This is a genomic window from Leuconostoc gasicomitatum LMG 18811 (genome assembly GCF_000196855.1).
Taxonomy (GTDB): domain Bacteria; phylum Bacillota; class Bacilli; order Lactobacillales; family Lactobacillaceae; genus Leuconostoc; species Leuconostoc gasicomitatum.
In genome coordinates this window covers 1,845,994-1,859,394 of sequence record NC_014319.1, presented here as the reverse complement: position 1 = coordinate 1,859,394, position 13,401 = coordinate 1,845,994, and the positions used below count along the sequence as shown (strand labels likewise).

At 32.4% G+C, this 13,401-nt stretch carries 10 protein-coding genes; 5 read left to right on the top strand and 5 right to left on the bottom strand.

The genetic code is table 11. The features are described 5' to 3' along the window. The first annotated feature begins 17 nt into the window (after nucleotides 1-17). The 4 genes from LEGAS_RS09200 to LEGAS_RS09185 all read left to right on the top strand — a co-directional run bounded on the left by LEGAS_RS09200 (nucleotide 18) and on the right by LEGAS_RS09185 (nucleotide 6,725). Nucleotides 18-587, top strand: coding sequence for an NAD(P)H-dependent oxidoreductase (locus tag LEGAS_RS09200; protein ID WP_010381906.1), 570 nt, complete (start codon nucleotides 18-20; stop codon nucleotides 585-587). A 976-nt stretch (nucleotides 588-1,563) separates the two neighbouring features. Further along, on the top strand, nucleotides 1,564-3,318 hold the full coding sequence (locus LEGAS_RS09195) for a retron Ec67 family RNA-directed DNA polymerase/endonuclease (protein WP_013232041.1): 1,755 nt from the start codon (nucleotides 1,564-1,566) through the stop codon (nucleotides 3,316-3,318). 699 nt (nucleotides 3,319-4,017) lie between these two features. After that, nucleotides 4,018-5,604 (top strand): ATP-dependent nuclease, encoded by a 1,587-nt coding sequence (locus tag LEGAS_RS09190; protein ID WP_013232039.1) that lies wholly within the window; start codon nucleotides 4,018-4,020, stop codon nucleotides 5,602-5,604. Then, entirely contained in the window at nucleotides 5,589-6,725 is a 1,137-nt protein-coding gene (locus LEGAS_RS09185) for an AAA family ATPase (RefSeq protein WP_013232038.1), read from the top strand. Before LEGAS_RS09190 ends, LEGAS_RS09185 begins: the two co-directional genes overlap by 16 nt. A gap of 259 nt (nucleotides 6,726-6,984) precedes the next feature. On the opposite strand, the gene LEGAS_RS09180 is transcribed toward LEGAS_RS09185, so the two are convergent. The 5 genes from LEGAS_RS09180 to LEGAS_RS09165 form a co-directional block, all read right to left on the bottom strand. Further along, complete coding sequence (locus LEGAS_RS09180; RefSeq protein ID WP_013232037.1) at nucleotides 6,985-7,917, bottom strand: IS3 family transposase; 933 nt, start codon at nucleotides 7,915-7,917, stop codon at nucleotides 6,985-6,987. Continuing rightward, a complete protein-coding gene (locus LEGAS_RS09800; protein ID WP_010381895.1) occupies nucleotides 7,898-8,356 on the bottom strand; it encodes a helix-turn-helix domain-containing protein in 459 nt (152 codons plus the stop codon). Before LEGAS_RS09800 ends, LEGAS_RS09180 begins: the two co-directional genes overlap by 20 nt. 319 nt (nucleotides 8,357-8,675) lie before the next feature. After that, entirely contained in the window at nucleotides 8,676-8,861 is a 186-nt protein-coding gene (locus tag LEGAS_RS09170) for a hypothetical protein (RefSeq protein ID WP_010381893.1), read from the bottom strand. 592 nt (nucleotides 8,862-9,453) lie between these two features. Beyond that, on the bottom strand, nucleotides 9,454-9,579 hold the full coding sequence (locus tag LEGAS_RS10225; RefSeq protein WP_242821471.1) for a restriction endonuclease: 126 nt from the start codon (nucleotides 9,577-9,579) through the stop codon (nucleotides 9,454-9,456). 424 nt (nucleotides 9,580-10,003) lie between these two features. Then, nucleotides 10,004-10,918 carry an L-lactate dehydrogenase gene (locus LEGAS_RS09165; protein WP_010384371.1) on the bottom strand — a complete coding sequence of 305 codons (915 nt, stop codon included), beginning with the start codon at nucleotides 10,916-10,918 and terminating at the stop codon, nucleotides 10,004-10,006. Between the two features lie 335 nt (nucleotides 10,919-11,253). Here LEGAS_RS09165 and LEGAS_RS09160 point away from each other — a divergent pair, with 335 nt between their 5' ends. Continuing rightward, nucleotides 11,254-13,293, top strand: coding sequence for a KUP/HAK/KT family potassium transporter (locus LEGAS_RS09160; protein ID WP_013232036.1), 2,040 nt, complete (start codon nucleotides 11,254-11,256; stop codon nucleotides 13,291-13,293). Nucleotides 13,294-13,401 lie beyond the last annotated feature (108 nt).

Here is a 13,401-nt window from a genome sequence, read left to right as displayed (position 1 = left end):
GAGAAAGTGAATTACTTATGAACAATAAAACCACAATTATTTATGTACATCCATATGATAAGAGCTATAATCATGCAGTTTTAGATACTATAATATCAGATAAAAAACAGAAGAAAATTAATTACAACCTCATCAATATTTACAAAGATGGGTTTAATCCAGTATATTCTACTGAAGAATTATCTCTTTTTAAAACTGGCGAAACATTGGATCCGTTAGTAAAAGAATATCAAAGGCAATTGAAAGAAACTAAAAGATTAATTATCATTACACCAATTTGGTGGAATGATATACCAGCTATTTTAAAAGGATTCTTTGATAAAGTGTTAAAAATGAATTTTGCTTATGTTTCTGGAAGAACAGGTGTAAAAGGGCTTTTAACAAATATTTATTCAGCAGAAGTTATTACAACGTCAACTTCCCCCAAATTTTATATTAAATATTTTTCTGGAAACTGTATTAACGGATCGGTTAGGTCTACTTTAAAACAAATTGGAGTAAAAAAATTTTCCTGGAAACACCTAGGAAATATTAATAATTCAACAAACGAAAAACGTAAAAAGTTTTTGCAGTCATTAAATAACTGACAAAACTTTTCAGAAAAAATACAGATACGCAGCAAATCAACTGAGTATCTGTATTTTTTTAGCCATTTAGTTGAGGAATCAAGATGTTAAACAGCCTTAAAATAAGCTTTAGAAACCGTGGACAGTGATTTAACATTTGTGTATGACATTATTGGTACAATAAAACAAGAAGTGTCTTACAAAGAAAAAATCAACCAGTAAAATTACAAAAACATTTCCGGAATTTTACCAATTGATTAAACATCTGGTAAATAACTTGCACTTAAAGTATAAACTTATAAGCATAAAGTGTGAAACAGGAGTTGAAATACTTCTGTAACATTCCTTGTGCCTATTCTTTTTGTCAAATACGAGTATTTATTAAGAAAGTATTAACATTAAAAATCAGCACAAAAAAACACAACTAGAATTTACTAGCTGTGTTTCAGTACATTGGAAACTAAATATACTCTTGATTGATAAAATAATGCCTTCGACAACGTTAGTAATGAGAATCAGAATTTAAAGTATTTTCAATAACCTAATTTTATATGATTATCAGCTATCAATCAAGCGCAGGTACAGAGAGAAAAGTCTGGTACTGTGTTGAAGAAAATCATAAGACCGATGAGATGAGCACTTATAGTGGCATATAAGTTGCGCCTAAAGCTTATGTCATCAAAATCGAAGAAGTGAGATATTAACAGTGAATTAATTTTATTAATCGATTGGGTGTGCCAAATAAGATGAAAGTTGTAAAGTCATCTAAATAAAAGTCTACTAAAGAAATCATGGTTGTTTTAGACTGATATGATACAATATCTATAGTCAAGGTTGGATTTTCACCCTTTGAATCGAGGGGTTTTACAACAATGGTAGTAACATTCATTACGGGTTCATTGCCGAAGGGTAATGTTGCCGATGTTGTTTACACTTTGTGAACAATGAGCTGCCTTGGCTTTTTTTTTATAATAAATTTAGAAGCGAAGATGAATAGATGTATCTTAATGAAGCTAAAACTATTGACGACTTAGCAGAGTGCTTAGAAATAAAGACTTGGCAACTTAAAAAAGTTCTATATTCCCATGGTGGAGCTAATAATAAATATTTTCAGTTCGAAATTACTAAAAAGTCGGGTGGTACGAGAAAAATTAATGCCCCTGAAAAGTCATTGAAACTTGTACAAAAAAAATTAGCAACCAAGATTAATGATTTGCTACATGAAGAAAAAGGGGAAGCACCCTTTACTCCATTATCCCAAGCTTATCAAAAAAAACATGGTATTTACACAAATGGTTTAATACACCGAAATAAAAATCTTGTTTTAAATATAGATTTGTTAAATTTTTTCCCTTCTTTACATTTTGGTAGAGTTGTTGGATTTTTTATGAAAAATAAAAAATTTTCTTTAACTAATGAGGTTTCAGTTGCTATTGCTCAATTGACATGTCATGACGGCATGTTAGCTCAAGGATCCTCACTTTCTCCAGTTATATCTAACTTAATTTGTCAGTCAATTGATCAGCACATTCTTAAAATATCAAAAGAATATAAATTGACATACACACGTTATGCGGATGATATGACTTTTTCTACAAACGATTTTAATTTTATAAATCGACTTGAACAATTTGTAAAACTTCTTGAAACACAGATTAAAAGAGACGGCTTTGATATTAATTGGTCCAAAATGCGATTTAGTGGACCAGATGTTCGTCAAACTGTAACTGGATTAAGCGTGAACAAGAAAGTAAATGTCCCATATCAATTCTACAAAAATACAAGATCTATGGCTTTATCACTTTATACTACTGGACATTTTACGATCGATGGTCAGGAATATGATAGAGATAAATTATATAAGTTGGAAGGACGATTTTCACATATAAATGACATTGATTGGAAAAATAATTTACTTTATGAAAGGTATAGTTTTGAGTACCAAGCTATGAGACCTAATAATAAATCTCATTTGCTTAACGGCAAAATAAGTACTCCGTATTTATATCCAGAAGCATTTTCATCAAGAGAAAAGGCCTATCGGAATTTTCTATTTTATAAATACTTTTTTAAAAATAAGAAACCACTTATCGTTACAGAAGGCCATACAGACATTGTTTATTTAAAAAGTGCAATTAAAAATTTACAGAGAAATGATTTAAATGTCGATTTTTTAAAAAGATCGAAAAGTACTAAGTATTTCTTTGGATTTATAAAGGGTGGGGATTCTTTAAAAAATATTTCCAATCTTTACCACAACTCTTCATTAATGAATATATCAAATAAAATGTACAAATATGGTATTAAGCCAGATCAACCTGTAATTTTACTACTAGATCACGAAATGTATAAAAAAGTACAAAAAGATTCACCACTGATGCCTCTGGCGAATTATTGGAAAGATGTTTCTAAATTTCCAATAATTCAAAATTTTTATGATGAACTACATCAACATGGATTTATACATCTAACATCCAATTTGTATATTGCAGTAGTTTCAAAAAAGGGGACAACAAAGGACAATATTTTTGAAATAGAAAATTTATTTTCTGATTACGTGCTTGATAAAGTTTTCGGGCTCGGAACGTTTGAAAAAAAATATAAGGGCTCTGGACGTAAGATAACAAAAAATGACTTTTCATTAATAATCAGAAAACATCAAAAAGATAGTATCTTTGAAGGATTTGATAAAATGCTGGATATTATCCATTTGGTTTGTGTTGATTACGAAAAGAGAAGTGGACAGCAATAAGTAATACAATAAATTTTTTTCAAAATTAAATAGATTCAACTATTTTTTCCACTACATTATTAAACATTTAAAAAAGTTCCTTTTGTCATTCCGTGACAAGAAGTAACGCACTTTTTCTATAAAATTGCATTGACACTTATAACCATGTGGCCAGAGTTATCAATTAAAAATCTTTAGTAGTTTGTATGTTTTACAAATAATATGTATATGAGCAAAAATAGGAAAATATATTTTTGCTTTTTATTTAAATTAAGAAATCTTTTATTTCAACAAACTGCCTCGGCATCTTTATAAGAGTTTAAAAAATAGTTTAAAACACCTTCTATAACCAAAGTAAGTTTTTTCGATGTTAGAAAGAATCCTATTACTAATATTATGTTGTGCATAGAGTGACATATTATGCTACATCAAACCATCTGCAGTCGTAAAAAATTAAGCACATAAAGAAATTTTAACAACTTTTTTGTTAAATAGCGTAATAAGAAATTAAAAAAATGTTTTCAGTGATAAAATTTTTAATAGTATCAAATTTTGTTGAATTATCACTATGCACACCATGTCTTAATTTGGTAAAATTTTGTGCCAAATCATTTGAAATATCACTGTTTAATGTGAAACAAAAGATATCTTACAAATTAATATTTTGTTCATAAGTATGCTAATTTCAGACTTCTATTGAAAGCCTTGGGGAGGTTCGCTGTGTCTAACGATTATATCAGTAAAATATCACTTAAAAATTTTAAAAAATTCAAAGAAAGTGAGTTTGAATTCAATCCAAACTTAAATGTAATTATAGGTGAAAATGCAGCCGGTAAGTCATCTATTCTTCAAGCAATAGATATTGTACTAAATCAAAAGGGAATTGACGATAGACGGTTTCGAAATGAGTATGGTATGTTGATGAACAAAAATGCAGAAAGGGCTTTCATTGAAAATCCGAAAATATCTACTCTTCCAAAAATGGAAATGATTGTGTATCTTAATTTGAGTAATGACACACCAAATCATATTTTTTCAGGTATTGGCCCCGATGGGCAAATGTCATTATTCATAAAATTTGAATACTCATTTGATGAAAACTTTAATACAGAACTTCAAAGTTTAATAGCAGAGGATAATACCTCATTAGTTCCTTATGAGTTTTATAAACCAAGTTGGGAAACAGCTATAGGCTCTTATCACTATCGCAAGAATCCTTTGAAATCAATTGTTATTGATACTGATAAAGCTGATGGTGATTCTTTTTCTAGCTACAAGAATCAGATATATAATTCTTTATCTATTAAAACGCAAAGCCAGTTAGCAACAAAATTAAAAAAGCAGTTGAGTTTTTATAAAGATGATATTACTAATCTAATTGGAGATGATTTACATTTGCAAGCCGATCCAGCACGTATTTTGGTCAGAGACACATTAGAAATATTTTCAAAAGATAGTCCAATTCCACTTCGACAAGAAGGAAGTGGTGTAGAAAATATTATCAAAACAAAAATTGCATTAAAATCTGAATCTAAGCTAGTTTTGTTAGAGGAACCTGAAAATCATCTGACATTTGATCTTGCTACACAACAAATTCAATTCATACTAGATTTAGAAAAAGCAAACAGACAAGTTATTTTGACAACACATAATCCTTTGATTGTGAATAGATTGAACTTGAAAAATGTACTTTTATTAACAGAAAATAGGTTTCTATCTTTAAATTCATTGGATTCAAATACTGCATTTTATTTCTCACGATTAGATAATTTAAATATTCTGCAATTTATGTTAGCAAAAAAAGTTATTTTAGTCGAAGGACCTACAGAATATGTGTTAATGGATACAATGTTTAGGGTAACAACTGGAAAATCACTTGCGGAGGAAGGGATTCATCTGCTTTCGATGGGCGGAGATCATGCAAAAAGATTTATTGAAGTGGCAAAAAAATTGGGCAACAAAGTGCTTATTATAACTGATAATGACGGAAATGACAATCGACAAGAAAGTTTAACAAGCATGGTCAATACTTCGGAAAATGTTAGAGTATCAATTCCCGAAAATAAAGAACACTTTACATTTGAGGCGACATTATTTTATGCTAACCAAGAATGGTTTGAATCAAAATCTTGGAATCATCGTAGTTCTAAAACCGAATGGGGCAAGCACAAAAATCTTCCTAAAGAATTAGTATATTTACTGAATAATAAAGTTGACTCAGCACTAGAATATGATAAGTCAATTGAAGAAAAAAACATTTCAGTTCCAGAGTACTTACACGAGGATTTAAAATGGTTCATAAAATAATTCAAGCGGTGGCTGGAGCTGGAAAAACATACCATATTACCAATGATCTTGACTCAATGAAAAGATATCTTTTTTTGACATATACTAATGGAAATGTTGAAAATATTCGTAAAGGACTCATTGATTCAAAACAAACATTGGAAAAATGCTCAGTATCAACGTTTTCTAAATTTTTGATTGACTGGTGTTTAAAACCTTTTATATCCAAAATGGTACCAAGCGGAATATCTAGATACAAAGGCGAATTCACAACAGCATTGCCACCAAAAGTGTTTATTAATAAAAAGTACAATCCAAAATATTTTAAACAAGATAATTATAGGCACTATCTTGATAAATATAATCGTATGTATCTAAGTCGTATGTCAACTTTAGTCAAAATTAATTTGAAAGAAAATAAAGAATTTAAAGACTTGGTATTAAGGCAGCTGAAAACATTTGTTGATATAATCATTGTAGACGAATACCAAGATTTAACTGGACCAGAATTCGATATATTGGTTAATTTGATGAAACTAACCAAAAAAAATATTCACTTTGTTTTAGTCGGGGATTTCCTTCAATCTGGTGTAAGTCAATCAACTCAGAAATCTACAAGTAAATTAAGTAGCTTACACAATATAGAAGATCTGAGAGGCTTATTAAAAACAATATTTGGTAAGACTATTGAATTGGATACAGTTACTTTAAAGGCATCTTGGCGTGTGACTCCTGACGTTTCTAGATTCATACGAAAAAAATTTGATATTGATTTTAATACTAATCTGGAATCACCTAATGCCAAAAAGCGTAATACTTTAAAAATAATTCAAGATCCTGCGCAACTGAATAATGATTTATTGACAAATACAAAAATACTTTATTATCCAAGTAGTACATTAAAGGCGATTAACATAGAAAATTATCAGATCGTTAATTGGTCGTATTCAAAAGGTGACACATACAAACAAACTATTGTGGTATTAACGGATAATTTAAAAGATATCTGCAATGATGATTGGAGTGCAAGTATATTGGGTGATAAAATACGAAATCAACTTTATGTGGCGCTTACGAGAAGTTCTGGAAATGTTTACATTGTGCCAAAAAAAATTTGGAATATTTATCATAATATTAGCTAAATAATGCAATCAATTTTTATTATAAGTTTGTAATTAACTGAAACGGTATATCTGATATCATCTGAGGAAAAAAGCAAGTAGTTACTATTCTCAGGTGTTAAGGTTATTACATTTAAAAAGTACGATGACAATCGCCCAGTATCAATAAATTTTACTTCACGTAGATTAACAAATCCACACGAAAATGTGTGGATTTAAATATTATTGCAGAGAATGTCTCTTTGAAGTGAACCCCAATAGTTGGACAAAATAGAATTAATTAACTAACAGACTCAGTGGTGAGTTGCCGATATTGAACCGGCGACAAACCATTGAGTTTTTGTTTGATACGGTGATTGTTGTAATAATTGATAAAGTCATCCACGACCACTTTGAAATCGTGAAACGATTGATACTGTTTATGATGCACGATATTAGCTTTCAAAATATGGAAAAAATTCTCAATTGGTGCATTGTCGACTGGTGTTGATTTACGGCTCATGCTTTGCGTCATGCCAAAATCCTTTAACGTGTTAATAAACAGCGGTGTCTGATAATGGAATCCCTGATCACTATGAATAATAGCCCCACGATGCTTTGACAATGCTTTTAATGGCCGCATGACAAGCGTCATGGTTGGTGTTTTGGCTAAATGATACGACAGGACTTCGCCTGCATATAAATCGACAAACGCCGTCAAATAAGCTTTATTATGATCGTTTAATTGCATTTCAGTGACGTCTGTGACGATCTTTTGGTAAGGTGCGTCAGCTTGAAAGTCGCGTTTAATGACACGTTCGGCAATCCGACCTACTGTGCTGCGATAGGAATTATAGCGGCGTTTACGTGTGTTATATGTGGTGCTGAGGAGTACGTTTTGGCGCATAATCCGCAGAACGCGCTTATGGTTCACTAAATAACCTTGATCGTGCAACAACGTTGTCACGCGACGATACCCATATTCGGTTTGGAATTGTGGTGACTTAATTTGACGGATTACGTCCGCTATTTTGTTGTCTGATGACATATTGAGTGGATGAGCTTCTAGATAATAATAGGTACTGCGTTTCAAACCAATCAGCGTCAATAAGTCAGCTAATTTAAAGGATTTAGTCCGCCTTAGTGACGTTACTACCGTTTGTTTTTCTCGGTTCGTTGATCCACTAAGGCTTTTAATTTTTTGTACGCGTTGCCTACCACAGTAACACAGCATTTTCCATGCTTAACTGATAATTCTCTTGCTTCAAGTCAGCGAGTTCTTGTTGTTCTGGTGTGAGTGGACGAATGCGTTTGCGTCCCATAGTTGGTTGTCTGCCTTTCGGTTTAGGTTTTAACCCATTGTAACCGAAAATGCGGTAGGCGCTCAACCAATTAGCAATCGTTGTGCCAGGAAAGACGGCAAAATGACGTGACGTCTCAGAACATGAGTGTCCTGAAAGATAATAATTAATGACCTGCATTTTGAATTCAGGCGTATAGGTTTTGTGGTTTGTAGAACCAATTGAACCCGTCAGAAAATACTCGTCTCGCCATTCGCGAATCATATAATCACTACCGATGCCATATTTTTGGACTAATTCAGTTGAACCCTTGGCACCCGAGAGCCATTCCTTGACGACCATTAATTTAAATTCATTTGAATATTTTGACATAGAAAAACCCAATAACTTTCTGAACAGATTTTTTATTCTGTCCAAGTTATTGGGTTCACTTCATGGGAGAGAGGGTGTCTTTTTGATTTGAGAGAGAATATGTGGGTATGAAAAAATTTAGGGAGAGAAAAGAATAGTCATTTGATTGACTATGGACTAAGTATAAAATAGCTAGATTAAATTGAGTCTAAACAATAACTTACTTGTTCTTTGATTGCTCTTTTTTGCGTGCAGCGCTGTTCCACAAGTAGTTTGCCAATAGATCTAATATAAACAGGACTATTTCAACTATTATTGAAAACATAAACTGTCTTTCTTTTTAAATTACAAATTCTTTATTTTTAAGTAGTTCGTCTTGTTTCTTATCCAGCGCATACGTGTAAATTGCATGTAAGACTTTTTTCTTATAGGGACCTTTTTCGTTTAAAGCATTATCCATTAATACTTGTAAGTTCGTTTGTTCAGCTTTCAAAAACAATTGTTCAAAAATATTTTTATTAGTCATAATTTAAGCCTCTTGTTGTATTTAAATTGCTCCTTATACTAATTAAGCAAAATAATTCGTCAGCAAAACGATTGAAATGAGTTGAATACGGACTGTTAATTCAGGAACAGTTCATTAGGAATAATAAAAAAGAGCTGGTGTTCCTACGCACTAGCCCTTTTTACTAGAGAGGTTAATCTCCATGTATTTCTTCCTGCCTATATTATAGCATTATATTAGTATTATTTCAAAACATGATATACTTAAAAAGCTGTTGTTTCCTACTATACGCAATGGCAAGGAGGTGAAACTCCATGATATATTTCTTCCAAGAACTAACACAATTGTTCAACGCGATATGTGGTACTGTTGTGACGTTCGCAATTAAACGTTATTTTGATGATCTTAATGATCGTTAAAATATCCTCCTTACTTAGGGGGTCTTTTTGTTTGTCATAATTGTATAACCCATAGGAATTCAACTACCTTTATCACCTGATATATTTATTTTTAGTCGTAACCCAGTCGTGTTTTCAAGATTGTATATTAATCTTTTGGAAACATTTTTGCATTGATAACAACGACTGTTTTTTCGCTAATGCCTATTCTATGTTCAAATAATAAATCCACCATCAACCAAAATAATTAAATTAGCGCCTTGACGTGATCTACTGACAGCATCATTTGTATAGGTAGAAGTCGTTACAAATATTCCTCTGTCCGCATTATGACCACTAATGGTACCGGCAAAATTACTGATATCTGGTTCTGTAACAGGACCTTTTGTAATCGCTTAGTTTGCAACACAATTTTATATGTCATCAACTCAGGGGTTCTTAGATTGCTCATAAGTCAATCATTCGGACTGCTTTTTATCTAGGGCTGAACTGATTAGGCCACTTTCATTTTTCGCTTGGCAAGACTGATTCTTTCGTTGTTGAACCAATTAATATACTTGGCTACATCCAAAATCGGGTGGGCAATCGATGAGAATTAATATTCAGAAACAGTGCAACCTGTTGCCAATGTTTATACATCTAGAGAATACAAATTAGATCATATGTTTTAAGGATGTTTGGTAGTACTATTTTGACTTTTTTTCTACGAACGATCAGGAATTGATAAGAAAATCTCTTTATTTTCAAAATGTATGAAAGTGCTCTTTACAAATAATCTATCGTTTTTTCAGAGATGGCATCTGCTGAGTGTTGTAGCGCAGTTTCTTCATCTGACGTGAGTGGTAAATTAAATGTTTGAACAACACCACCACGACCAATAATGGCGGGTGTTGAAATATAACTCTTAAATTTGTCATCGTAGTGGGAGACAATCGCTTCACTTCGTGCATCAGATAGAACGAGTTGTGCTAAGGATACGGCAGCATGAGCAATGGCAAAATTTGTATATTTTTTGCCATTAAAAACGGTAAAACCACCAACTCTGGCGTCATTAGCAATTTTATCAAGGTCCAGGTTGTACCGTGAAACTAAAGTTTGAATATCTTGGCCTAGAATTTGTACAGTTGACCAAGCAGCAAATTGGGAGTCACCGTGTTCTCCCAGCATATAGCCTTTAACACTACGGGGATCAACGTCTAAAGCTTCACCAAGTACACGCTTGAGACGTGCCGTATCAAGATAAGTACCTGTGCCGAATACTTGATTTGTAGGTAAGCCGGTAAATTTTTGATACATACCTGTAATGACATCAACGGGGTTTGAAATAACAATTAACACGCCATTGAAGCCTACTTTTTTCAAATCATTGCCAACTTGTTGTACTTCAGGTGTGTTCGCTTTTAATTCAGTGAATCGATCACCACCCGGTTTAATTAAGTCAATATGTCCAAGTGCTGAAATGACAAGATCTGCATCCGCTAAATCATTAGCAGTGCCCGCATAAACAGTGACATGATTGCGCAATAGACTCGCAGCATCACGAAAATCCAATTCATCTGCTGCGAGCTTGGCAGTGTTTTTATCTACCAAAATTAATTCGTCAGCCAAACCTTGCGCAATAATAATATGGGCGACTGTAGACCCAACGTGTCCAATACCTACAATACCAATTTTTCGCATACTTTACTCCATTAATATAAAATGTGTTGTTAATTAGATTATACACATATTATAAAATTAAATCGAACGCATAACATAAAAAAGAGAATTTCTGCCGTGTATGTCTTCTAGTTTATCATCTCACGAACGTGCTATCATTGAGATATTACCTAAACTTCACTATTCTTACTATTGCTTACTGCAAAGGCATTAGAAATATCAAATTAACAACGTAAATAACTGACAAACTCCACTAAAATTGCAATCGACTTGATACAGATAGAATGTAATGCTTTATTAATTCAAGTGTGGGATAATACTTCATAAATGATAATCAAAAATGGGGGAATGTTGACATGACTATTGAAAAGCAAAAAAAATGGTCTTCGGCAGGCGCTTTAATTACGCTAGGAATTGTTTATGGTGATATTGGTACGTCACCACTGTATACAATGAATTCTATTTTAAACAGTGCCCGAAGTACACAACACTTAAATGATTTTGTTATTGGTTCAGTATCACTTGTGTTTTGGACGTTGATGTTAATCACGACGATTAAATACGTATTGGTCGCACTAAGAGCTGATAATCATGGTGAAGGTGGCATTTTTGCCTTATATAGTCGTGTTAAAAATGCCAATAAAAAATGGTTGCTCATTCCTGCTTTGATTGGCGGATCAGCATTGCTAGCTGATGGGACATTAACCCCAGCAATTACTGTTACCACTGCAATTGAAGGCTTAAAAAATCAAAAGATTGGTCCAATATTGTTTCCAAACAATCAACCCTTGGTCATTATTGTTGTATCAGTTCTATTGTTGATTATATTTACGTTTCAAAAGGTTGGCACGAAAAAAATTGGGAACATTTTCGGACCGATAATGTTAGTTTGGTTTGTATTTATTGGTTTTTTTGGATTCATCAATATATTTAATGATATGTCTATTTTAAAAGCATTGTCACCAACTTATGCTATCGCAGTTTTGGTAAGCCCAGAAAACAAAACAGGTATTTTCATTTTAGGGAGTGTCTTTTTGGCTACGACTGGTGCTGAAGCGTTATATTCTGATATGGGGCATGTGGGAAAGCAAAATATTTATATTAGTTGGCCATTTGTATATAGTATGCTAATTTTGAATTATATGGGTCAGGGTGCTTGGATTATGTCCCATACACAGCAATCTAACTTATTAAAACAAATATCGAATCCTTTCTTTGAAATTTTGCCTAGTAGTTGGCGTTTGTTTGGGGTCATTTTAGCTACTTTAGCTGCTATTATTGCTTCGCAGGCATTAATTTCTGGCGCGTATACGTTAGTGAGTGAAGCAATTCATTTAAAGGTGATTCCAAGATTACACACTTTTTATCCTAGTGAAGCAAGGGGACAAATGTACATCGGAACGGTTAACTGGATTCTTTGCATAATTGGATTGCTTATAGTTTGGTCATTTCAGACATCACACAATATGGAAGCGGCTTACGGCCTCTCAATAACAATTACAATGTTAATGACAACAGTATTGTTATATCAGTTTATTAAACAAAATCAACAGAAAGTACTAGCTATTGTTTTTGCTGTCGTTTTCGGTGCCATTGAAATCGTATTTTTGATCGCCAGTCTAGGTAAATTTATACATGGTGGTTATGCAACTTTAATCATTATGGTTGTTATCTTAAGCGTGATGATGATATGGTATTACGGCAATAAACGTCGTGAGAAAATCTCTAAACAAAATGATTACCTGTCTTTAAGAGATTATCGCAAACAGCTAATTAATTTATCAAACGACAAAGAAGAGCCTGTTTTTGCAACTAATTTAGTTTATATTGCTAATATTCATCAAAATTATAAGCTAAAAAGATCAATTATTTATTCCTTGTTTGGTTCCAAACCCAAAAAAGCAGAAATTTATTGGTTTGTAACAGTGCGTGAAGCAGTTAATCCATACGAAAAAAGTTATTCTATTGACATGCTTGGTACCAAAAATATTGTTCATGTTATATTCAATATTGGTTTTAAAGTTGAACCACAAATTCATCTTTATTTGAAACAAATATTAAATAATTTGGTTAAACAGGGGATTATTAATCCACAGTTTCCACGATATACAATTGAAAAGCATGGAAACATAGGTGATTTTAAATATGTCATGGTAAATCAAAATTATGAAGATTTACTTAATTTACCAGATGTACATCCTTGGGATCGGTTTATTATTGGGGGCCGATTATGGCTGCAAACACATACAGTAAAGCCAAGTAGTTTTTATGGTTTAGATTTCAGTGATGTGTTGGAAGAGACTGTACCACTATTTATTAGTCGCGGAAAGGGCAGTAGAATTAAGCTCACACAAATAGAGATTAAGAATATTGTTAAACCTGAAGAGAAAAGTTAGATTATAAGGCAAGTAAAGACTATATCTGATGTGCGGTTTGATTTTATAATCTATCAGATCTTAAAAATAAAATAAAGCAAGTATCGCGTTCCACGTGGAACGCGATAC

Bases quoted from the DNA above. Each gene is read 5' to 3' on its own strand.
- LEGAS_RS09170 (WP_010381893.1), bottom strand. From the start codon at position 8,861: ATGACTAATAAAAATATTTTTGAACAATTGTTTTTGAAAGCTGAACAA.
- LEGAS_RS09195 (WP_013232041.1), top strand. From the start codon at position 1,564: ATGTATCTTAATGAAGCTAAAACTATTGACGACTTAGCAGAGTGCTTA.
- LEGAS_RS09160 (WP_013232036.1), top strand. From the start codon at position 11,254: ATGACTATTGAAAAGCAAAAAAAATGGTCTTCGGCAGGCGCTTTAATT.
- LEGAS_RS09180 (WP_013232037.1), bottom strand. From the start codon at position 7,917: ATGCTGTGTTACTGTGGTAGGCAACGCGTACAAAAAATTAAAAGCCTT.
- LEGAS_RS09200 (WP_010381906.1), top strand. From the start codon at position 18: ATGAACAATAAAACCACAATTATTTATGTACATCCATATGATAAGAGC.
- LEGAS_RS09800 (WP_010381895.1), bottom strand. From the start codon at position 8,356: ATGTCAAAATATTCAAATGAATTTAAATTAATGGTCGTCAAGGAATGG.
- LEGAS_RS09185 (WP_013232038.1), top strand. From the start codon at position 5,589: ATGGTTCATAAAATAATTCAAGCGGTGGCTGGAGCTGGAAAAACATAC.
- LEGAS_RS09165 (WP_010384371.1), bottom strand. From the start codon at position 10,918: ATGCGAAAAATTGGTATTGTAGGTATTGGACACGTTGGGTCTACAGTC.